Origin of the sequence: Rhizobacter sp. (assembly GCA_021153565.1) — a bacterium.
In the GTDB taxonomy this organism is placed as follows: domain Bacteria; phylum Pseudomonadota; class Gammaproteobacteria; order Burkholderiales; family Burkholderiaceae_C; genus Albitalea.
On sequence record JAJKJU010000240.1, the window covers coordinates 1 to 20786 of the forward strand.

23 protein-coding genes and 2 pseudogenes are annotated in these 20786 nt (G+C 62.3%); 11 read left to right on the top strand and 14 right to left on the bottom strand.

The window, feature by feature from the left end:
* Window positions 1-267, top strand: a pseudogene (locus AC30NL_RS15355) (hypothetical protein); the annotation flags it as partial.
* Window positions 268-790: 523 nt separating this feature from the next.
* Complete coding sequence (locus AC30NL_RS15360; RefSeq protein ID WP_489464871.1) at window positions 791-1039, top strand: hypothetical protein; 249 nt, start codon at window positions 791-793, stop codon at window positions 1037-1039.
* Window positions 1040-1127: 88 nt separating this feature from the next.
* Here AC30NL_RS15360 and AC30NL_RS15365 read toward each other — a convergent pair whose 3' ends face one another.
* A complete protein-coding gene (locus tag AC30NL_RS15365) occupies window positions 1128-1874 on the bottom strand; it encodes a DsbA family protein (RefSeq protein WP_489464872.1) in 747 nt (248 codons plus the stop codon).
* 535 nt (window positions 1875-2409) lie between these two features.
* Between AC30NL_RS15365 and greB the strand changes: the two genes are divergently transcribed.
* A complete protein-coding gene (gene greB / locus AC30NL_RS15370; protein ID WP_489464900.1) occupies window positions 2410-2982 on the top strand; it encodes a transcription elongation factor GreB in 573 nt (190 codons plus the stop codon).
* Window positions 2983-3043: 61 nt separating this feature from the next.
* On the opposite strand, the gene AC30NL_RS15375 is transcribed toward greB, so the two are convergent.
* The 4 genes from AC30NL_RS15375 to AC30NL_RS15390 all read right to left on the bottom strand — a co-directional run bounded on the left by AC30NL_RS15375 (window position 3044) and on the right by AC30NL_RS15390 (window position 7264).
* Window positions 3044-5320, bottom strand: coding sequence for a RelA/SpoT family protein (locus tag AC30NL_RS15375; protein WP_489464873.1), 2277 nt, complete (start codon window positions 5318-5320; stop codon window positions 3044-3046).
* Window positions 5321-5459: 139 nt separating this feature from the next.
* Window positions 5460-5663, bottom strand: coding sequence for a DNA-directed RNA polymerase subunit omega (gene rpoZ, locus AC30NL_RS15380; RefSeq protein ID WP_054155240.1), 204 nt, complete (start codon window positions 5661-5663; stop codon window positions 5460-5462).
* A gap of 27 nt (window positions 5664-5690) precedes the next feature.
* A complete protein-coding gene (gmk, locus tag AC30NL_RS15385; RefSeq protein ID WP_489464874.1) occupies window positions 5691-6311 on the bottom strand; it encodes a guanylate kinase in 621 nt (206 codons plus the stop codon).
* Between the two features lie 8 nt (window positions 6312-6319).
* A complete protein-coding gene (locus tag AC30NL_RS15390) occupies window positions 6320-7264 on the bottom strand; it encodes a YicC/YloC family endoribonuclease (RefSeq protein WP_489464875.1) in 945 nt (314 codons plus the stop codon).
* 29 nt (window positions 7265-7293) lie between these two features.
* On the opposite strand from AC30NL_RS15390, the gene AC30NL_RS15395 reads away from it, so the two are divergent.
* From AC30NL_RS15395 to hemW, 5 genes are all read left to right on the top strand, one after another.
* Complete coding sequence (locus AC30NL_RS15395; protein WP_489464876.1) at window positions 7294-8259, top strand: serine/threonine protein kinase; 966 nt, start codon at window positions 7294-7296, stop codon at window positions 8257-8259.
* Between the two features lie 2 nt (window positions 8260-8261).
* Window positions 8262-9173, top strand: coding sequence for a PP2C family protein-serine/threonine phosphatase (locus AC30NL_RS15400; RefSeq protein ID WP_489464901.1), 912 nt, complete (start codon window positions 8262-8264; stop codon window positions 9171-9173).
* Window positions 9174-9184: 11 nt separating this feature from the next.
* The gene (rph, locus tag AC30NL_RS15405; RefSeq protein WP_489464877.1) at window positions 9185-9910 is read left to right on the top strand and encodes a ribonuclease PH; all 726 of its coding nucleotides are present in this window, start codon (window positions 9185-9187) and stop codon (window positions 9908-9910) included.
* Window positions 9911-10157: 247 nt separating this feature from the next.
* The gene (rdgB, locus tag AC30NL_RS15410) at window positions 10158-10829 is read left to right on the top strand and encodes an RdgB/HAM1 family non-canonical purine NTP pyrophosphatase (RefSeq protein ID WP_489464878.1); all 672 of its coding nucleotides are present in this window, start codon (window positions 10158-10160) and stop codon (window positions 10827-10829) included.
* 61 nt (window positions 10830-10890) lie between these two features.
* Window positions 10891-12063: a radical SAM family heme chaperone HemW gene (gene hemW, locus AC30NL_RS15415; RefSeq protein WP_489464902.1), complete on the top strand. Its 1173-nt coding sequence runs from the start codon at window positions 10891-10893 to the stop codon at window positions 12061-12063.
* An 83-nt stretch (window positions 12064-12146) separates the two neighbouring features.
* On the opposite strand, the gene AC30NL_RS15420 is transcribed toward hemW, so the two are convergent.
* The 6 genes and pseudogenes from AC30NL_RS15420 to AC30NL_RS15445 all read right to left on the bottom strand — a co-directional run bounded on the left by AC30NL_RS15420 (window position 12147) and on the right by AC30NL_RS15445 (window position 16774).
* Complete coding sequence (locus AC30NL_RS15420) at window positions 12147-12881, bottom strand: site-2 protease family protein (RefSeq protein WP_489464879.1); 735 nt, start codon at window positions 12879-12881, stop codon at window positions 12147-12149.
* Entirely contained in the window at window positions 12878-13771 is an 894-nt protein-coding gene (locus AC30NL_RS15425) for a DUF2167 domain-containing protein (RefSeq protein WP_489464880.1), read from the bottom strand. The genes AC30NL_RS15420 and AC30NL_RS15425 overlap by 4 nt, the downstream gene beginning before the upstream one ends.
* A gap of 131 nt (window positions 13772-13902) precedes the next feature.
* Window positions 13903-13983: pseudogene (locus AC30NL_RS15430) on the bottom strand (IS5/IS1182 family transposase); the annotation flags it as partial.
* A gap of 48 nt (window positions 13984-14031) precedes the next feature.
* The gene (locus AC30NL_RS15435) at window positions 14032-15147 is read right to left on the bottom strand and encodes a protein-glutamate methylesterase/protein-glutamine glutaminase (RefSeq protein ID WP_489464881.1); all 1116 of its coding nucleotides are present in this window, start codon (window positions 15145-15147) and stop codon (window positions 14032-14034) included.
* Between the two features lie 10 nt (window positions 15148-15157).
* Window positions 15158-15802 carry a chemoreceptor glutamine deamidase CheD gene (gene cheD, locus AC30NL_RS15440; RefSeq protein WP_489464882.1) on the bottom strand — a complete coding sequence of 215 codons (645 nt, stop codon included), beginning with the start codon at window positions 15800-15802 and terminating at the stop codon, window positions 15158-15160.
* A 96-nt stretch (window positions 15803-15898) separates the two neighbouring features.
* Window positions 15899-16774 carry a CheR family methyltransferase gene (locus AC30NL_RS15445; RefSeq protein ID WP_489464883.1) on the bottom strand — a complete coding sequence of 292 codons (876 nt, stop codon included), beginning with the start codon at window positions 16772-16774 and terminating at the stop codon, window positions 15899-15901.
* Window positions 16775-16957: 183 nt separating this feature from the next.
* On the opposite strand from AC30NL_RS15445, the gene AC30NL_RS15450 reads away from it, so the two are divergent.
* From AC30NL_RS15450 to AC30NL_RS15460, 3 genes are all read left to right on the top strand, one after another.
* A complete protein-coding gene (locus tag AC30NL_RS15450; RefSeq protein WP_489464884.1) occupies window positions 16958-17689 on the top strand; it encodes a GGDEF domain-containing protein in 732 nt (243 codons plus the stop codon).
* 88 nt (window positions 17690-17777) lie between these two features.
* Window positions 17778-18533 (top strand): MinD/ParA family protein, encoded by a 756-nt coding sequence (locus AC30NL_RS15455; RefSeq protein WP_489464885.1) that lies wholly within the window; start codon window positions 17778-17780, stop codon window positions 18531-18533.
* On the top strand, window positions 18530-18943 hold the full coding sequence (locus AC30NL_RS15460) for a group II truncated hemoglobin (protein ID WP_489464886.1): 414 nt from the start codon (window positions 18530-18532) through the stop codon (window positions 18941-18943). Before AC30NL_RS15455 ends, AC30NL_RS15460 begins: the two co-directional genes overlap by 4 nt.
* Before the next feature lie 116 nt (window positions 18944-19059).
* Here the strand turns inward: AC30NL_RS15460 and AC30NL_RS15465 are convergent, their stop codons facing one another.
* From AC30NL_RS15465 to flgA, 3 genes are all read right to left on the bottom strand, one after another.
* The gene (locus AC30NL_RS15465; RefSeq protein WP_489464887.1) at window positions 19060-19455 is read right to left on the bottom strand and encodes a hypothetical protein; all 396 of its coding nucleotides are present in this window, start codon (window positions 19453-19455) and stop codon (window positions 19060-19062) included.
* Between the two features lie 85 nt (window positions 19456-19540).
* Window positions 19541-19852 carry a flagellar biosynthesis anti-sigma factor FlgM gene (flgM, locus tag AC30NL_RS15470; RefSeq protein ID WP_489464888.1) on the bottom strand — a complete coding sequence of 104 codons (312 nt, stop codon included), beginning with the start codon at window positions 19850-19852 and terminating at the stop codon, window positions 19541-19543.
* Between the two features lie 142 nt (window positions 19853-19994).
* On the bottom strand, window positions 19995-20744 hold the full coding sequence (flgA, locus tag AC30NL_RS15475; protein WP_489464889.1) for a flagellar basal body P-ring formation chaperone FlgA: 750 nt from the start codon (window positions 20742-20744) through the stop codon (window positions 19995-19997).
* Window positions 20745-20786: the final 42 nt, after the last annotated feature.

Here is a 20786-nt window from a genome sequence, read left to right on the forward strand (position 1 = left end):
GATACGCTCGATATGCAGATCAACGCCGTTCACCAGGCGCTCGAGAGCATCACGCGCGATGGCGATGGCGATGGCGATGGCGATGGCGATGGCACTGGCGCTGGCGCTGGCGATTGCTGGCTGGAGCCGTCGCCAGCGCCGCCACCGCCGCCGCAAGCCGCCACGGCCGCTATCAGCACCAGACATCCGGCGATACGCCAGTTGCGCGACGCCGTCTTCGGCGCCGCATCGCTCCCACTCGTTTTGTGCACGTCTGCTCCCCAATGAACCTTTCGATGGGGAACGCCGGACGCAAAGGGCATGCCATGCGCAGGGCCGCAAGTTGTTATGCGGAACGTGATGTGAACGTAATGAATTTCACAATTCGGCGCAGGCGGGACAAGTTCCGTCAGGTCATGCGACGGGCTTGGTAACTATTGCAAACGAGAATGTTCTTAAACGTAGTGGCTCGATGGCGATTCCGCGCCTCGTGCGGTTTGCTAATGACCAGTTAAGGCCGTTCTGAACGAAGGCTCGTGGCTGGTCTGGAGCCCGCCGGGCAGTGTCGTCACCGTGACGCAGGGCATCTACGAAGCGGCCTATGGCAACGACATCAACTTCCATGCGATCGGTCCATCGACGATCGTGATGTCCGGCGTCTACAGCCACACGGGCAACAGCCCGCACAACCAGCCGAACTCGGTCAACCCGGGGCTCAGCGACCCGAGCCTGAACTTCGCGAAGAACCAATGCCGTCAACGGCAACGACGCCAGCTACCGCGGCATCAACATCGAACGCGGTGCTGGGACTGTGCAGTGGGGCGACGGCACCCATGCGAAGTTCTTCCTGCCGTCGGCCCCGTCGCCGGCCGAAGTGGCCCCGCCGCTCGGCAAGAAGAACGCTTACATCAACCTGCACGGGGGCAATCTGGCGTTCAACTACAACGGTCCGGTGACGCTGCATGTCGGCATCACCGGCGGCGGGGGAGGGCCGCATCGCGCGCGTTTTGGCAGCTGGCGCGGAGCCGAGGATCTCCGATCATGTTCCTCGAAATGTTAGACAACTCGGCGATGCATGCGGCCGCTTAGTAATAGAGGTCAGACTGCAGTCGCGGCACCTGCGCGACACCGACCGGGCCCGCCATGCGCTACCGTCCCGGCGCTTCCCCCCGCCCGTGCTGCTGGAGCGTCGTCCGGTTGTCGCAGCCGTCTGGTGAGCACGACGTAAAGGGCGAGCCGGCAGGCAAGGGGGCGGTATTTGCCGGCACCTGTGTACGCAGCCAAGCCTGCCATTGCTCTGGGTGGCCGAGATGGTCGCCGATGTCGATGTGGTGGAAACGACCGTCCTGTTCCAGAGCAAAGGTCGGGAAGCCTTGGGTGCCGAGCCGCTGGAGCAGCGCACGGCTGTTGCGAATATGAAGTTGCGTTGCCTCGCCTTCGATCTGCTCGAGAACCCGCAGGAAGTCCCGGGTACCGAGGCCCAGTTCCTTGGCCAGGGCTGCGAGTACAGGTCTGTCGGCAATGCGTTGTCCTTCGACGAAGTGAGCCAACTGCAGTCGCGACAGCATGTCCAGGCCTCGCGATGCCAGCTGATCGGCAGCCAGCACGGCGGAGATCGGTGGTTCGGAGTCGAAGACTGCCGATGAATCGAGCAGAAGCCCGTTGGTATAGCGCTCGCCGAATGCCTGGCCGCTGACTTCGGCGATGCGCCGATCATGAGGCGCCACGAAGTTGCGCAACTGCGGCGAGACCTGTCGACGGTTGCTGCCGGCCATCATGCCGCCGCCGTGAGCGCGCACGCTGACGATATCGCGCGCGGCAGCCACCAGTGGTGCCGCGCCGTAGCACCATCCGCACAGGGGGTCATAGATGTAGTGGAGAACTGCGCTCGACATGATCCTTCCATCCAATCTTGGGTGAGGTGTATGAAATGAAAATTTGCCCCTGGGAGGGCGGGGCAAAGGCGGGAAAGTTAGGGCCGGCCTTTGGTCCTTTCAATTGACTTTCGGAGGCCGGTTCTTTCGCAGAACTACTTGCATCTCACTATTGCAAATTGCATCCAGAAGGATTGCTCGGGAGGATGACGCCCCAGCGTACCTGGCCGGAAAATCCACTGCGGCCTTCAACGTTTTTGCCTGCCCATGGAAGCTCCCATACGCCCGTGAAGTTGGCTCGGCCCATGAGTTTGTTCAGCGCGGCGCCGGCTTGGTCGTGCAAGGCGGCGTCGGCGGTCTGGTCGTCCAGCACGTGGATGGCCTGCCAATTCGGTCAAAATGTAAGTGGTGTTGCTTATTCGGAGCTGACCGCCGTCGGGTGGCTGCAACGGGCAACCCGCGAACGAAGGGCGGCTCCTTGCGCCTTGCTTGCCGTCTTGCCGATGCCCTTTGCGTGCCCCATGGTCGCCGCAAAGGGGTGAAAATCGGTTCCAGGATGAATAAGGCATTCACACGCGAAAGCGATGCAGATGGCGACGACGATGACGGCGACATCACGTTGCCGGCCCTCCCGTCAGGCACCAAGAACTACGTCACGCCGGCGGGTTATGCGCGTCTGCGTGAGGAGTTGATGACGCTGCTGGACGTCGAGCGGCCGAAAGTCGTGGAGGTGGTGTCGTGGGCCGCTAAAAACGGCGACCGTTCGGAAAACGGCGACTATCTCTACGGCAAGAAACGGCTTCGTGAAATTGATCGCCGGATTCGGTTTCTCACCAAGCGTCTCGACATTGCCGAGGTCGTGGACCCGTCTGCGCATCACGGGCGAGATCAGGTCTTCTTCGGTGCGAAGGTGACGTACTCCAATCAGAACGGGGACGAGCGCACGATCACCATCAAAGGCATCGACGAGTCCGACAGCAGCCAAGGCGAAGTGAGCTGGATTGCGCCGATCTCGCGGGCCTTGTTGAAGGCGAGGGTGGGGGACGAGGTGTCGCTGGTGACCCCGGGTGGCGTCGAAAAAATTGAAGTCATCGAAGTCGAATATCCGACAGCGAGTTCGCCCGGGTGAACCTCAGGGTGAAACGCCGAAGCTGCGCCGCGTAACGGTGATGCCGGACTACAACACAAAATCAAGGCTTGACCCGGGCCACCCGCAGTACCCGCCCCGATCGTTTCAGGGTCCGCATCACATCGGCCAGATGCAGCCGATCGCGCACGCTCAATAGCAAGCGCAGCTCCGCCGCCAGCGCGGGCGGCTCGTCGCCCATGTCTATGTGCGTGATGTCCGCCTCCGATGCAGAAACCGCAGCCGCCACTTCGGCCAGAACACCCTTGCCGTTCTTCAGCAGCACCATCACGCCAGTCTCGAAAGGCCGAGTGGGCTGCTCGGCCCACTCGACATTCATCCAACGCTCGCTGTCGCGCTCATAAAGTCGTTTGCCAACGCCACATTCGGCGGTGTGCACGACCAGGCCTTCACCGCGGCCGAGATAGCCGACGATTGCGTCGCCTGGAATCGGACGGCAACACGGGGCCATTTGCACCGACGCGCCTTCTGCACCGTCGATCTGCACCATGTCTTGAACATGTTCGCCATCTCCCCGGCTGTAGCGGCCCATCGACAGCATGACGGCGTCGGGCTTGGTGCCATGTTCAGCAAGCAAACGTGCGAGCCGCTTGGCGACGATGGTGGCAATCTTGCGGCCCAAACCGATATCGATCAGCAGTTCTTCGCGGCTGCGATTGCCGCTCCAGCGCGTCAACTGCTGCCACACGGCCGATTCGGGCGTGTCGTCGCCCGGCATTGATAAACCTTCGGCGCGCAGCGCCTGCGAAAGCATTTTGGAGCCGAGTTCCTGCGATTCCTCTTGCTCCATCGTCTTCAGGTAATGGCGAATCTTCGAACGCGCACGCCCGGTGCGAACGAAGTTGAGCCAGGCCGGGTTCGGTTTCGCCCCAGGCGCGCTGACGATCTCGATCACGTCTCCGCTGCGCAATTCGGTGCGTAAAGCCACCGGCTCGCCATTGACCTTTGCCGCCACGCAATGGTCGCCTACGTCCGAGTGAATCGCGTAGGCGAAGTCCACTGGTGTCGCGCCGCGCGGCAAGGCGAGGATCTTTGACTTCGGAGTGAACACGTAGACGGCGTCCGGAAAAAGGTCGATTTTGACGTGCTCGAGGAATTCGCTCGCATCGCGCGTTTCATCCTGGATGTCGATGAGCGACTGCAACCACATCGCGCCCAGGCGCTGCGCTTCCTGCACATGGGCAGGACCGCCGCCCTTGGTCTTGTAAAGCCAGTGCGCGGCAATTCCCTTTTCGGCCACCGCGTGCATCTGCTCGGTGCGGATCTGGAATTCGACTGCCGTGCCCAGCGGGCTCACAAGCGTCGTGTGCAGCGACTGGTAGCCGTTGGCCTTCGGAATCGCGATGTAATCCTTGAAGCGGCCAGGCACGGGCTTGTAGAGTTGGTGAAGCACGCCAAGCGCCAAGTAGCACTCCGGCAGCGTGTGCACGACGATGCGAAAGCCGAAGATGTCGTTCACCTGCGCAAAGGTCAGGTGCTTCTCGCGCATCTTCCTGTAGATGGAGAACAGCGTTTTCTCGCGCCCGAAGACTTGGCTTTGAAGCTTGGGCTGCGCAAAGGCCTTCTCGACTTCGCGCTGGATGCGATCGACGATGTCGCGCCGATAGCCCCTTGCCTTCTGAACGGCTTTCGACAGTGCAGCATGACGCCAGGGCCGCAAGTGCTGGAAAGACAGCTCCTGCAACTCGCGATACGTCTGGTTCAAGCCCAGCCGGTGGGCAATCGGCGCGTAGATATCGAGCGTTTCGCGTGCGATGCGTGTGCGCTTGGCAGGCGCCATCGCCTCCATCGTGCGCATGTTGTGCAGTCGGTCGGCCAGCTTGACGAGGATGACACGCACATCGCGCGCCATCGCCAGGAGCATCTTGCGAAAGGACTCGGCCTGCGATTCTTCTCGGGTCGAGAACTGCAGCTTGTCCAACTTGGTGAGGCCGTCAACCAAGTCGGCGGTCGGCGCGCCGAATCGCTCGATCAGCTCCGCCTTGGTCACGCCGCAGTCTTCCATCGCGTCGTGCATCAACGCGGCCATGATGGCTTGCGCGTCGAGCTTCCAGTCGGCGCACAGGCCGGCGACAGCGATGGGGTGGGTGATGTAGGGTTCGCCGCTGGCGCGGAACTGGCCCAAATGCGCCTCGTCGGCGAAGCGGTAAGCTTCGCGGACGCGCTTGATGTCGGCGGTGTCGAGGTAGTCGAGCTTGTGAGTCAGCGCCGCGAAGGAGGCTGCGGCGGCGTCGTCTTTCGGAGTTGGGGCCTGCGCTGCAAAGCGGCGGCTCGCGGGGCTGGCGAGCTCCTTGATGGCGGCGGCGATGCGAGAAACCATGTTCCGAATTTATCTTGGAAAGTGCTGCATCGCATCCCGGGCTAACAGTGATCCGACAAAGCGCATACCCGCATCAAAACAAAACGGCCCCGGAGGGCCGTTTCTTGAAAAGCGCATGGAGCGTGCGACGGGGCTGAATTCAGACCGGAACTTTGCGCAACATTTCGATGCCGACTTCGCCGGCGGCAATTTCGCGCAGGGCGGTCACGCCGGGCTTGTTCTTGGTTTCGATCTTCGGCGCGTGACCTTGGCTCAGCATGCGAGCACGGTAGGTGGCGGCGAGAACGAGCTGAAATCGGTTCGGAATCTTCACCAGGCAGTCTTCAACGGTAATGCGGGCCATGAGCAAAACTCCAAACTTAGTGAATTTCTAGCTGAGGTCCAGAGCCTGGAAGACGCTTGGCTTGCTGCGAAGCTGGGCGACGTACTTGAGGCGCTGGGAGTGAACGACGGTTTTCAGATCGAAAACGGCCGTTTCGAATAAGCCGTTGATTATAACGAAGTCGAAGTGCTTGGCCTGCGCTACCTCGTGGCGCGCATTCGCCAAGCGCTGGGCGATCACCTCGGGATGGTCCTCCCCGCGACGGTTCAGGCGCTGGGCCAGTTCCTCGAAGCTCGGCGGCAAGATGAAGATCAGCACGGCATTCGGAAAGAGCTCTTTGATCTGGACCGCGCCCTGCCAATCGATTTCAAGCACGACGTCCTGCCCGCCTGCCACGCGCTCCTGCACCTGGGTGCGGGAGGTGCCGTAGAGGTTGCCGTGCACCTCCGCCCACTCGAAGAATTCACCCGACGCGATCATTTCGCGGAAGGTGGCTTCGGCGATGAAGTGGTATTCGCGCCCATCCTGCTCCTGCCCACGCGGCTTGCGGGTGGTGTGCGAGATCGAGACAACGAGGTGCGAGTCGATTTCGAGCAGCGATTTCACGAGGCTCGATTTGCCCGCACCGCTCGGTGCAGCCACGACGAAGAGATTGCCGGGGTATTCCATGAGTGTCTTTATTCGAGGTTCTGCACCTGCTCTCGCAATTGCTCGACTGCCACCTTCATTTCGACAGAAATGTTGGTCAACTCAAGGCTCGATGCCTTGGAACCGAGGGTGTTCGCTTCGCGAAGTAACTCTTGGATCAGAAAGTCAAGGCGCTTGCCGACTTCGCCGCCCTTGTTCAACAGGCGGATGATTTCGTCCAGATGGGCGCGCAGCCGGGCCAGCTCCTCGGCGACGTCGATGCGGATCGCGTAGGCGGCGGCTTCGTTGATCGCTCGCTCCTTGAGCGTGTCTTCGGAAATCGTCTGCGCCGCGCCGGTCACTTCCAGCGCTTCTTTCCAGCGCTCCAGGAACTTCTGCTGCTGCTTCTGGACGACGGCAGGCACCAGCGGCTCTGCTTCGGCGGCAAGTTCGCGCAGGCGCTTGACCCGTTCCATCAGCACCGCGACCAACCGGGTGCCTTCACGTTCCCGTGCCTCGGTCAATCCGACAATCGCACGCTTGGCGGCATAGAGGGCGACTTCGTCCAGACGTTCGGTGATGCCGCCGCCTTTGCACCACTGCAACACCTCGTGAACCGACAGCGGCTGGGCCTTTGGCATCCAGCCCTGAATGGTGCTTTCCAACCCGCTCAGCCGATTGAGCTGTTCGGGCTGCGGCTGCGGCCAGGCGTTGTCGCTTTCGGTCCTGGTATTGAGGCGAACCTCGATCTTTCCGCGTCGCAACGACGTAGACAGCAAGTCGCGCAGCGCCGGCTCGAGCGAGCGCAGCTCGTCGGGCATGCGGAAGTTGAGATCCAGGAATCTGCCATTGACGGAACGGATTTCGACCGTCACGCTCGCGGCTCCCGATCCGACGGGCCGACTTGTTTGGCCTTCGGCATTAGTGCCGGTTTCGGTGGTGGGGCCAGTGCCTGAGGTGGCAGTGGCATAACCGGTCATGCTGTAGACTGCCATGCAGCTTTTTGCCCCTTGAAAATTCGATTATGTCAAAGCCGAAACCCGCACCGTTGCCATCCGGCACGGTAGTGGGCGGGTACCAGGTCATCAAGAAGCTGGCAGCCGGGGGGTTTGGCGTGGTCTACCTCGCCGAAGACTCTGAGCGCCATCTTGTTGCGCTCAAGGAATACCTGCCTTCTTCCCTTGCCGAACGCTCCCCCGGCGAGTTGACTCCGCGCGTGAAGCCCGAGAAGCAGCCACTGTACCGGCTGGGGCTGAAGAGTTTTTTCGAGGAAGGACGCAGCCTCGCGCAAATTTCACATGCAAGCGTCGTCTCGGTGCTGAACTTCTTCCGCGAGAACGAAACCGTCTACATGGTGATGAACTACCTGCAGGGCGACACCCTGCAGGACTTTATCGTCACCGCGCGCGACCTGAAGCGCGACAAGGTCTTTCGCGAATCGACCATCCGGTCTCTGTTCGATGAAATCCTGCGCGGCTTGCGCATCGTGCACCAGCACAAGATGCTCCACCTGGACATCAAGCCGGCCAACATCTTCATCACCAACGACAACAAGGCGGTTCTACTCGACTTCGGCGCGGCGCGCGAAGTGCTGAGCAAGGAAGGCAACTTTATCCGGCCGATGTACACCCCTGGCTTCGCGGCCCCCGAGATGTACCGCCGCGACGGCACGCTCGGCCCCTGGACCGACATCTACGCCATTGGCGCCTGCATCTATGCCTGCATGCAGGGCTACCCACCCAACGACGCCCCGCAGCGGATCGAGAAAGACCGTCTGGCGCTGTCCCTGTCGCGGCTGCGAAATGTCTATTCCGACAACCTCATCGAGGTCACGGAATGGTGCATGTCGCTTGACCCGCTGTCCCGCCCGCAAAGTGTGTTCGCGCTGCAAAAAGAACTGGCGCGCGAAACCGAGCGGCGCTATACCAAACTCAGTTTCAGCGAACGGCTCAAACTGCAGCTTGAAAACTTGACGAGCGCCAAAGCATGACCATGCGCTTTTCGGTCTACCAGGTCAGCCGAAAGGGTGGCCGCGAGAAGAATGAAGACCGCATGGGCTATTGCTACACGCGGGATTCGGGGCTGTTCGCGCTTGCTGACGGCATGGGCGGCCACCCCGAGGGCGAAGTCGCCTCGCAACTGGCGCTTCAGACTCTGGCGGCCATGTTCCAGCGCGATTCCAAGCCGACGCTGGCGGATCCGCTGCGCTTCCTGCACGAAGCCATCATTGCCGGGCACCATCAACTGCTGCGCTACGCCACTCAGAAATCTCTGATCGACACCCCACGCACCACGGTGGTGGCCTGCGTGCTGCAAGGCAATGCGGCTTACTGGGCCCATTGCGGCGATTCGCGGCTGTACATGGTTCGTGGCGACAAGCTCATCGCCCGCACCCGCGACCATTCGTATTCCGAACTGCAGGAAACGCTCAGCCAAGTGGTTCCGATGGGCGAGCGCTTCAACCGAAACGTGCTCTTCACCTGCCTGGGCAGCCCCGGAAAACCGGTGGTCGACACCGTGGGGCCGCTGCTCTTGCAACCGCGCGACCGACTGCTGCTGTGCTCCGACGGCCTGTGGGGCAGCGTCAGCGACGCCAGCATCACCGAGCAACTCGCGCGTCACCCGATTTCTGATGCCGTGCCCGAGTTGGTCGAGCAGGCGCTGCGCAATGGCGGTCCCAAGAGCGACAACGTCTCCGTGATCGCCATGGAATGGGAAAGCGCGGACGACAGGGAGGGCCCCGGCATTTCAACGCAATCCCTGGGTGACGAGGTATTCGCCTCGACCATTCAGGCAAGCGTGATGGGCCAGGATGTGCCCGACGAACTTGACGACGCCGAAATCGAGCGCTCGATCAAGGAAATCAACGAGGCCATTCGGCGCTCGTCACAAAAGAAAAACTGAAAGGCTCTTTCATGAGTTTTGTTCGCACGCAAGGCCGTGCTGCTGACGCATTGCGTCCGGTCACTGTCACCCGCCGCTACACCAAGCATGCCGAAGGATCGGTGCTGGTGGAGTTCGGCGAGACCAAGGTGCTGTGCACCGCGTCAGTGGAAGAGAAGGTGCCCCCGCACAAGCGCGGCTCGGGCACGGGATGGGTGACTGCCGAGTACGGCATGCTGCCGCGCGCCACGCACACGCGAAGCGATCGGGAGGCGGCCAAGGGCAAGCAGAGCGGGCGCACGCAGGAGATCCAGCGCCTGATCGGGCGGTCGTTGCGCTGCGTGTTCGACCTGGAGGCGCTGGGTGAGCGCACGATTTCACTGGACTGTGACGTGATCCAGGCGGACGGCGGGACGCGCACGGCCGCCATCACTGGTGCGTTTGTCGCGGCGCATGACGCGGTGAGCTTTTTGATTGCGCGAGACAAGATCAAGGCCTCGCCGATCCGCGATTTCGTGGCGGCGGTTTCCGTGGGTATCGTGGATGGCACGCCATTGCTCGATCTTGAATACGTCGAGGATGCCGCTTGCGACACTGACATGAATGTCGTGATGACGGGGGCCGGTGGTTTCGTTGAGGTCCAGGGCACGGCGGAAGGTGCGGCGTTTTCGCGCGATGAGATGGGGCTGCTGTTGCATTTGGCGGAAAAGGGCATCCGCGACCTCGTTACCGCGCAACGCAAGGCGCTCGGCGTGTGAACGGGATTCGTCGCCTGAGAGGCTGGGAGTATTTCGAACGTGTCCGAGCAGCACGTCAAAAGGCGCCTGATCTAGGCGCAGCGCAGCCATAGCTTGCTATGGCGAGCATTTGCAACGACGAGCAGGGGGCTTTTGGCGTGATGAGCGGGCATGATCGAAAAACTCTCAGCACTCTGAGTGCAACCCGGGGTTGTGCCGAAGGGTCCAAGAGCCTATCCCCGGGGTTCACCCGGGATACGAGATAGGTATGCGGCTCGTGCTCGCATCGAACAATGCGAAGAAGCTCGCTGAGCTTCAAGCCTTGTTCTCACCCCTCGGACTCGAATTCGTCAATCAAGGTGCACTTGGCATTCCTGAGGCGGAAGAGCCACACATCACCTTCGTTGAAAACGCCTTGCTGAAGGCGAGGCATGCCGCCCGGCATTCGGGCGGGCCGGCGATTTCCGATGACTCCGGCTTGTGTGTCGATGCGTTGGGTGGCGCACCGGGTGTCGCATCTGCCAACTTTGCTCCGCTGGAAGCGGTAACTCTCACTCACAGCCCTTCGCCGGCGGGTGGGGGAGGGGAGCCAATATCACGCGAAGGTATGCGGGCTCTGCAGGATGCGGCCAACAACCGCCTGCTACTCGAACGCCTGCAGGGCGTCGAAGATCGTCGCGCCCGATTCGTGAGTACCTTGGTCGCCGTTCGGTCTGCCGACGATCCCGAACCGCTCGTCGCGGTCGGCCGATGGAACGGTGTGATCCTCACTGTGCAGCGTGGCGAAGGTGGCTTCGGTTACGACCCTTTGATGTTCATCCCCGTCCTCAACCAGACCGTCGCTGAATTGAGCGCTGAAGTGAAGAACCAGCGCAGTCACCGCGCGATCGCGGCGCAGCAGATGCTCGCGCTCATGCGTGAGGCGTGGCACCTTGAGTGACCTCACTGTGAAAGAGATTGGAATCGCGAATGCAGTGACGCCCGGCGAAGCTGGTGGCGACATGGTCGCGCGCTACATGCGCCCCGGAACACTGAGTCTTGCGGCCCTGCCACCGCTGTCGCTGTACGTGCACCTGCCGTGGTGCCTCAAGAAGTGCCCGTACTGCGACTTCAACTCGCATGAGCAAGCCGGCAGCCTGCCAGAGGCGCGCTACTTGAGCGCGTTGCGTGCAGACCTCGAAGCCGCACTACCTTTCATCTGGGGCCGACGCGTGCACAGCATCTTCATCGGCGGCGGCACGCCCAGCTTGTTCTCGCCCGGGGGTATTGACCAGCTCATCACCGACGTCCGCGCCCGCCTGCCCTTGGAACCGGCTTGCGAGATCACGCTTGAAGCCAATCCAGGCACCTTCGAGCGCGGCCGTTTTCGCGGTTACCGACAAGCCGGTGTGACGCGTCTTTCCGTCGGGGTACAAAGCTTCGACGATGCGAAGCTCCAGGCCCTGGGTCGCGTACATGACGGCGCGCAGGCGAGGGCGGCGCTCGAGGAGGCCAGTCGCGCGTTCGAGACTTTCAACCTCGATCTCATGTACGCGCTACCAGGGCAGACTTTGGCCGAACTCGACGCCGACCTGAAGCAGGCGCTGTCGTTTTCACCGCCGCATCTGTCGATCTATCACCTGACGATCGAGCCCAATACCTTTTTCGCAAAGCATCCGCCGGCGGTGCCGGACGACGACACCTCGTCGGACATGCTGGACCTGATCGCCGACCGGACCGCGCAGGCGGGACTGGAACGCTACGAGGTTTCCGCGTTCGCAAAGCCCGGTCATCGCTGCCAGCACAACCTCAACTACTGGCAATTCGGCGACTACCTGGGCATTGGTGCCGGCGCGCACAGCAAGCTGAGTTTTCCGCATCGGATCGTGCGGCAGATTCGCTTCCGCGACCCCGCGAAGTACATGGACCAAGCCTTGGCCGGCGCTGCGATTGCGCAGGATGAAGAGGTGTCACGCGATCAGTTGCCTTTCGAGTTCATGCTGAACGTGCTGCGGCTGCGAGAAGGCTTCGAACTCGCGCGTTTCAGCGAGCGAACGGGTTTGCCCATTTCAGCGATTCAGGCGGCGCTGAAGGGTGCGGAAGACAAAGGCTTGATCGAGCGGGATTGGCAGTGGGTGAAGCCGACGCCGAAAGGCTTCGACTTTCTCAGTGACCTTCAGGAGCTGTTCCTGTAGGGTGGGCAAAGCGAAGCGTGCCCACGCGGTTGCCATTCAAGTCAGATCAACGGTCCGCGTGGGCACGCTTCGCTTTGCCCGCCCTACGTTGACTGTCCGTGGACCTTCGCGGCAGTCTGAAGCATCTCGTGAACGTCGTAGGTCATCACCGCCAGGAAGCCCACCAGCGCCACATACATCGCCGCGTAGCCGATGCGCGTTTCCATCGACGCCATCCGATACGCCTGCGCAGCCGGATCGTGCCGATGTGACCATGCCGTCCACAACTGCATCCCCGCCAGCACGGCGATCAAGATGAGCATGGGACTCGGGCTCCAGATCATCATCGCGAGCAGGATGGGCACGCCCGCGAGCCACAGCCAGGGCGAGATCACTTGCGTGATACGGCCACCGTCCAGTGGCGTCATGGGAATCAGGTTGAAGAGGTTGAGGAAGAAGCCGGAGTACGCCACCGCCAGCAGCCAGTCGGTGTTCGTGTCGCGGGCGATGAAGTAGCACACCAGGGCGCCCACCGTTCCCAAGAGCGGCCCGCCCATGCCCACGTAAGCTTCGGTCTCGGCGTCGTGCGGCATATCCTTGAGCTCGATCCATGCGCCCACGAAGGGTATGAAGGTCGGCGCCCCCACAGCGAGCCCGCGTTGCCGCGCTGCGATGTAGTGTCCCATTTCGTGCACGAAGATGAGCGCGACGAATCCGGCCGCGTAGCGCCACCCCCAGACGAAGGCGTACACGACCACCGACAGCAGCATCGTGCCGCCCGTCGTGAACAGCTTGCCGAGTTTGACACCCGACAGCAGCAGGGCCAACAGCTTGATCACGCCGTGTCCTTGCGCTTGAAGAACTTGGTGACGACGGCAATCACGCCGGCACCTGCGAGCAGCAGCACCTTCGCGAACTTCGCCGCGAACGCGAGGATGATGGCAATGAGCCCCAGCTTCTTCGCGGCCACGCCGGCCACCAGCGCGGCAATGCCGTATTCGGCGACCTTGTCAGTGCTCGAATTGAAGTCCTGGTAAGCCTTGCCGTCATCGAACTTCAGCGCCGACAACAGCGTGTTTGCCACCGGCTTATCTCGCTCGACCGACGCACGCGCGGTGATGAGGTTCAGCGACACATAGCCCTCGCGGCCCAGGGCATAGGTGTTGTAGTTGACGCTTTGCTCAGCGTCGCTTTCGCCGGGCTTGCGCGCCGCCATCGACCACACGAGGCGATGCGTGGACGCGTCATAGCTCGGCTTTTGCACCCAGCCCACGATCTCGAGCGGGGCGAAGCCCATTTCCGTGCGCTGCTTGTTGGCCGCTTCGGTGCCTTCCTTGAGGCTCTTGAAAAGGTCGTCGACGTTCCAGTCCCGGGCGTCGTCGTCCTTGATGTAGCCCGAGGGTTCGTAGCGGGCGATGACCAGCCATTGCGCGTCGCCGGTGCCTTCGATGAGGCCAATCAGCCGATCGTCAGACCCGTTGCCCATGGCCTGCATGAGCCGCCCCGCGGCGGGTTGCGGCACGAATTCCATACCGGCGGGAAGCTTCAGCACAGCCTGCCCGGCGAGCTTGATGTCGCTCGGGCCAGTGACGGTCACCGCCTTCGCGGCCTGTACCGAAGCCTGGATTTCCTGCTTTCGCGCCTCGTCGGGCTCGGCGTTGGCAAAGCCCATGGCCAGCAAGAGCGCAATGGTCACAGCGCCGCGTGTGATGGTGTGAACGACAAACATTGGAGTCCTCCCCCCGCATGAACGGGCTGTGCGCCCGCGTGTGTGTTGTGGTGATCTCGATGCTACCGCAGACGTACTGTCGTCTTCATCGGCCTTCCCCTTGCGCCCGATGGCTTGCTTTTTCGGTGCCCTTTTGCTCCCGAGCTGTGTTGGTGGGCTCGCACGATGGTCGAATCGACCATCGCGTACTCGTTGTCTGCGTCTTGCGCTAAAACGAGTTCGTCACGCAGCCATTGGCGATCATTTTTGAGTGCGAGCCATCAAATCCGATTGATCGACATCCCGGACGTGCTTCTCAGCCGCTCGATCAGCTTCGGCGCGATCTGCGTCAGAGGCAGCACCTCGTGCGCTGCTCCCGCAACAATCGCTTCGCGAGGCATGCCGAAGACGACGCAGCTCGCTTCGTCCTGCACGTAGTTGTAGCTGCCGGCGTCGCGCATTTCTTTCATGGCTTTCGCGCCATCGGCACCCATGCCCGTGAGCATCAGCGCCAAGGCGTTCGGCCCCACCACGCGGGCGGCGGACTTGAACAGCACCTCGACCGACGGCTTGTGCCGATTCACCGGCTCGCCGTCTTGCACGCGGGCGATGTAGTTCGCACCGCTGCGTTCCACGCTGAGATGAAAACCACCGGGCGCGATGTACGCGTGGCCCGGAAGAATACGGTCACCGTCACGTGCTTCGGCAACACGGATCTTGCACAGCCCGTCGAGCCGCGCTGCATAACTCTTGGTGAAGCCCGGCGGCATGTGCTGCGTGATGACGACGGCCGGCGAGTCAGGCGGCAGGTTGACCAGTACTTCCTTGGTGGCTTCCGTGCCGCCCGTGGATGCGCCGATGAAGATGATCTTCTCGGTCGATAGACGCCCGAGGTGGGCCACGGAGGGCAACGGTCGCGCAGCAGCCGGCTCTGCGCCGGCATCGTGGGCCGGCGCCAAATGCACCCGACGCAGATGTGCCTTCGATGCGATGCGAACCTTCTCCGTGATGTCCTGCGCCAGCAATCGCAAGCCATCGGCTACACCGATCTTCGGCTTGGCAACGAAATCGACGGCGCCGAGTTCAAGCGCGCGCAGCGTGACGTCAGCCCCACGCTCGGTCAGCGTAGACACCATCACCACCGGCATTGGCCGCAGACGCATCAGCTTCGACAGGAAGTCGATGCCGTCCATGCGAGGCATTTCGATGTCGAGCGTGATGACGTCGGGGTTGAGCGTGCGAATCATCTCGCGTGCCACGTACGGATCAGCCGCCGCGCCCACACATTGCATGTCGGGCTGGCGGTTGATGATTTCGGTGAGCAGGCTTCGCACCAGCGCCGAATCATCGACCACCACCACGCGGGTCTTGGCAACACTGTCTTCTCTTGCACTCATTTGCGAGCCCTCAGAACAGATCGACCGAACCGCCGCCGGTATTGGCAGGCACCGCGCGTTGCGCGGCGGCGCGGTCTTGCGCCACCAGGGCCTCGGCATTGGCCGATGCGAGACGCTTGACCATCGCCTTGCCGCTGGCCGGAAGGAAACACACTTTGCGCGGGTAAATGTCCAACACATCCTTGGACATGATCGGAATCCGCTCGGTCTTCAAGTAGTCGATCACGAAATTCGTGTTGCGCTGGCCGACGTTCAGCGAGTTCATGCCCGCAATCACTTGCCCGCCGCCGAACACCTTGGCTTCCATGTTCACCCGCGAGGCGCCGCGCTTCATCATCTCGTTGATCAGCAATTCCATCGCATACGAACCGTAGCGGCCCGAGTCACCTGCGCCATCGGGCAGCATGAAGTGATTCATGCCGCCGACGCGGGCGCTGCGGTCCCACAAGCACGCGGCGATACACGAGCCCAGGGTTGTCATGATCAGCAAGTCTTCGGTGTGGACGAAATACTCGCCGGGCAGGATCTTGACCGCATCGTTCCTGAAGTGCGCGTCATAGAAGAAGAAGGAGGCCTCGCCAGCCTTGCGCGGCTGCGCCTTGAGCTGCTCGAGGCGCGATCCCGCGGGCGGTGCGAGTGATGAGGCGGTAGCCATGATGTCTTTCTTATCAGCAGCGGGGGCGCCGGCTTGAGCCTGGCCTGACGAACGAAGCCATCGATTTAATTTGTCAACGTCTTGGTGAAACGCGTACTAGACGCGCTGGTAGATCGTTTTTCCGCGCAGGTGGAACAAATCCCTCGCCTCGGAGAAGTTCTCGGAATGCCCGACATACAAGAGACTGCCCGGCTTCATGACGCGGTGGATGCGCTCGAGAACACGCCGTTGCGTCGGCCCGTCGAAGTAGATCATCACGTTGCGGCAGAACACGATATCGAAGGGGTCACCCAGCGACCAGTGCGCATCCATCAGGTTGTGCGACTTGAACTCGATCATCTTGGCCAGTTCGGGCCTGACCCGGATAAAGCCTGCGTTCGCGCCCGTGCCGCGCAGGAAGTGATTTTTCAGACGCTCGGCGGACAGCCCTCGCGAGTCGGCCGCATACACGCCGCGCGAGGCTGTCGCCAAGACCTTGGTGTCGATGTCGCTCGCGAAGATGGTCGCCGCCTGGGCGCCCAGGCTTTCGGTCACCGTGATTGCGATCGAATATGGCTCTTCGCCAGTCGACGCTGCGTTGCACCAGATTCGCAGTGGCCGCGCGGTGCGGACCTTCAGGTCCCGCGCCAACTCGATGAAATGGTGTTCTTCACGGAAGAACGACGTGAGGTTGGTCGTGAGGCAGTTGACGAATTCCTGCCATTCCTCTTCGCCCGCCGCGCCGTTGGGATGCTCCAGCCACTGCAGATAGCTGGAAAACGACTTGTATCCGGTATCGCGAAGCCGGCGTGACAGGCGGCTGTAGACCATGGCCTGCTTGCCGGCGTGCAGGCTGATGCCCGCACGCTGGTAGATCAGTTGACGCACCCGTTCGAAATCGGCGCCGCCGAAACTGAATTCCTGTTCGGCTGCCCCGTTGGCGCTTTCGACCCGGGGGGCCGCGGCAGGGACGGAGGAGAGAACAGCGCTCATGAATGCTCCGGTTGAACCAGGGCCGTACGTGCTCCATCGCACGTCGGGCCGACAGTGGAATATCGGCCTCAGTGTCCTGTGCTTGAGCTGCGCAGAGCGATCGAGATGAGCGCGAAACACAGCATAGTTCCCAATAGACCGTATGCAGGGCTCTAGGTAGACTGGCTTCGTGGACCTTTGCCTATGAACCTGTCTGCCCGTCTCGGGAGTCACAAGCCTGCGCCGACGCTTCGGCTGTCGGCGGCATTGCAACTCCTGGCGCAGGCGGGGCAGACTCTGCCCGCTGACATCCCGACTGGTTCTCTGTCCTGGCTCCAGGCGGTCATCGACGGCTTGTGCGATCTTTCCAGCCGCGACGCGCTCACGGGCCTGTCCAACCGCCGCCAGTTCGAGCTCGCCATCTCGCGCGAGATCGACCGCGTGGCGCGTGCCGGTGAACCGGCACTGGTGTTGATGGTCGACATCGACCACTTCAAAAAGGTCAACGACACGCACGGCCATGCCGCGGGCGACGAAGTCATCAAGGCCGTGGGGCATGCGCTGCAAGACTGTGTGCGGCCGATGGACACGGTGTCGCGTTTCGGCGGTGAAGAGTTCGCCATCATCCTGCCCAACTGCCCGCCGGCCTTCGGCCACACTGTGGCTGAGCGCATCCGCCTCAAGGTGCAGCGGCGCGCCATCAGCGTGGCCCCGGGCGTTGATGTGTCGGTCACGATCAGCATCGGCGGCGCTTTCGCGCCCCAGTGGGTGCGATCGTCCGCCACCCTTTGGATCGAGCGCGCAGATCAGCAGCTCTACCGCGCCAAGGCCGAAGGCCGCAACAAGGCTTGTCTCGAGCAGCCCATCATGTCGCAGGTGAGCGCAGAAGAAAAAGGGATGCTATTCGGGCAATCACAGTTTCAGGATCTCGAATGAGCAGGATGTGCCACCCCCGGAGCGCCTTCGGCGACCTTGCTAACCTGCGGTGGCTGCTTGATGACGTGGCACTCGCGGAGCGACTGCCATGACCGCGCGCATCACTGCCGTGACGAGCGGCAAGGGCGGGGTGGGCAAGACATTCATGGCGGCCAACCTCGCGGCGGCGCTGACGCGACTTGGTGAGAACGTGCTGGTGCTCGACGCCGACCTCGGCCTCGCCAACCTCGACGTGGTGTTGAACCTCTATCCAAAGATCACCTTGCACGATGTATTTACCGGCAAGGCGGAACTGTCGGAAGCGATTCTTCCGGCGCCGGGCGGTTTTTCGGTGCTGCTTGCGGGCTCGGGCCTCGTCGAGTATTCGCGCTTGACGCCTGAAGTGCGCGACCAGTTGCTGAGCGTCATCCAGAAGGTGGCGCCGCGCTTCGACCGCATCCTGCTCGACACCGGCGCCGGTATTTCCGACGTGGTCTTGTATGCCGTGTCGCTCGCCGACGAGGTGATGGTCGTGGCCACGCCCGAACCCACATCGCTCACCGACGCCTACGCCACCATCAAGGTGCTCGCGACCCAGCAGCATCGAAAGATCATCAAGCTCGTCGTGAACCAGGTCAGCCGCTTGGGCGAAGGTCGCGTCATCCGCGGGCAGTTGCAGCAGGTGGTCGACCGCTTTGTGAGCAATGGAACGGACACACCTTTGAAGCTTGAACTGCTCGGCGAGGTGCCGACCGATTCAGCCGTGCGAGAAGCCGTGCAACGCCGGTTGCTGCTGCTTGAAGCCATTCCCGGCTGCCCTGCGGCCAAGGGCGTGATGGGCGTGGCGGAGAAACTCGCAGGGTGAATGCGCCGGACGACGACGACGCGCCTTCCGGGCCGAGTCCCTTCGAAGCGATCGGGGGCGAACCCGTGGTGCTCGCGCTGGTGCAGTGCTTCTACGACCTCATGGATTTGAAGCCCGACTACAAGGACATCCGCGCCTTGCACCCGCCGCATCTCGAAGGCTCGCGCGACAAGCTGTTCTGGTTTCTGTGCGGATGGCTGGGTGGGCCGCAACACTATGTCGAACGCTTCGGGCATCCGCGGCTGCGGGCGCGACATCTGCCGTATTCCATCGGCATCGCCGAGCGCGATCAATGGATGGACTGCATGAGAGAGGCGATGAGCGAGACGGGGCTGGATCCGGCATTGGCGGACAGGCTGGCGGCATCTTTTTTCAATACCGCCGATTGGATGCGCAACAAGGGCGGTTGAGCGGTCCCGGAAGCAATCCGTGACTCAGAGGCAGCCTCTCAGGCACGCCCGACATCTTGCGTGCCGCGCCAATACTCTCGAAAGGGGGCGCTCTCAAGTCCCGAGAGTGGGGGCCGTCAAGCCTGAATCGACCCGCCGCGCACTCCACCGCGGTCATTCCCGCCCATGGATGAATAAAGCCCCGGCGTGTCCCGAGGCATCAGTACTTCAATCGCACGATCGAGCGCCGCAGTAGCGCGGGCCAGCGACTCGCGCTGGGCAGCGACTTGTCCACTCGCGCTTGCAAGCCGGCGGCGCAGCAACTGGGGCACATCGCCGTGGCGGGCGGCGTGGGTGAAGTGATCGACTGCACGCGCAAGCGCACGGTGGAGTTCGGTGGCGTGACTGTCGATGGCCGCGCTGTCGCGCTCGCAGAGCGCTTCGCCCAATGCCGCCAGGCGCGACTCGACCGCGGATACCGTGTCTTCCAGCGCGGGGTCGAGTTGCTTTGAGTGCGGGAGCAGTCGGATCATGTGAACAGCCGGGTCGTTGATTTGCTTCGGCGAAAGGGCGCCTCTTTTGTGCGAGGCAGCTCCTGCAATGGCCTGATGCGATGGTTCAGTGCGATGTCTTGGTCAGCAGTTCCGCAGCGTTGGCGATGAGCTTGTCAGCAATCGCCGCATGGTCGACCTTGAACGAGCCGTCGGCGATGGCTTGTGAGATGCGAGCCACTTTCTCTGCGTCGAACTCGGCGTTCGATCCGCCCACACCTTGCATCAGGGAGGCCGCGGCGGTCGAAATGTCGACTTGCGCGCTGGCTTCGGCCGGGGCTTGCGTGGCGTTGGTCTTGGTGGTGGCGTCGCCCGAGGTGGCGCGAGCTGTCGCCGCTGGGGCCACAGGGGGTTTGTCTGCCGGACTGCCGATCTTCATGGTGTTCTCCAAAGAACCGGTCTTGAATCCGGTCCATTCAACATGTACGGTGTATCGACCGGGGTTTAGCAGACTTTAGGCCTTTTTTTCGATGGGACATGGATTCCCGCCCGCCGCTCACGCTCTTTCCCTGCAGTCCTTTTTACAGCGCCAATTCCACACGGTGGTCGCCGGTCGGCATTCCGGTGAGCACGCGCCCGCTTTCGGTTTTCACCCTCGCGGGCTGGCCTTCCATGCCGGGTGTCAGGGCTTGACCTTCCCCTGCCACGCTGAACCCAGACCCCACCGCCATCACCTTGACCGTCTCGCCTGCCGCGAACCACTGGCGGACCTTGAGATGTGCTTGTCGCACGCTTTGGCCGGGGTTGATCGCCCGGGCGAGAGTGCGGCCGACGACGAGGTGGGTATCCGTCACAGCCACCGATGCATCTTCGGCCAGATCAACCTCGGCTTGAGTCACGTCGTCGGCAGTGACGATGGCGCCCATGGCCAAGGGGGCTGTGGCAACCAGCGCCTTGGCGTAGACCTTGACGGTGACCGGAAGGTAGACATTCCAGGGTGATGGGCCTTGAACGCAGCGCAGGCCGATGCGAGTCTTGCCCCAGAGGCGCGCGCCCGAGGGCAGGTAAGGTTCGACTTTCTGGCACGGGGCGAGGTGCAAGCGGGGGTCGAGTTGGCCGACCTGGACATCGAAGCGGACACCGGGGGCGGCATGCTGGGTGCCGGCGAGTGCCAAGTCTTTGACTTGTTGTTCGAGTGTCGTGCTTGGGAGGCTGTCCCCGGGCTGCACCTGGGCCCCGGGATCGGCTGACGAGTATGGATGGGCGAGTGCAAACAGGGCGCACAGCACGACGTGCAACAAACGAAGAGGGAGCTTGCCCAAGATTTCCATATCGCCACTCTAGAAGGGCAAGGGCAAGACCGTAGCGGCGAA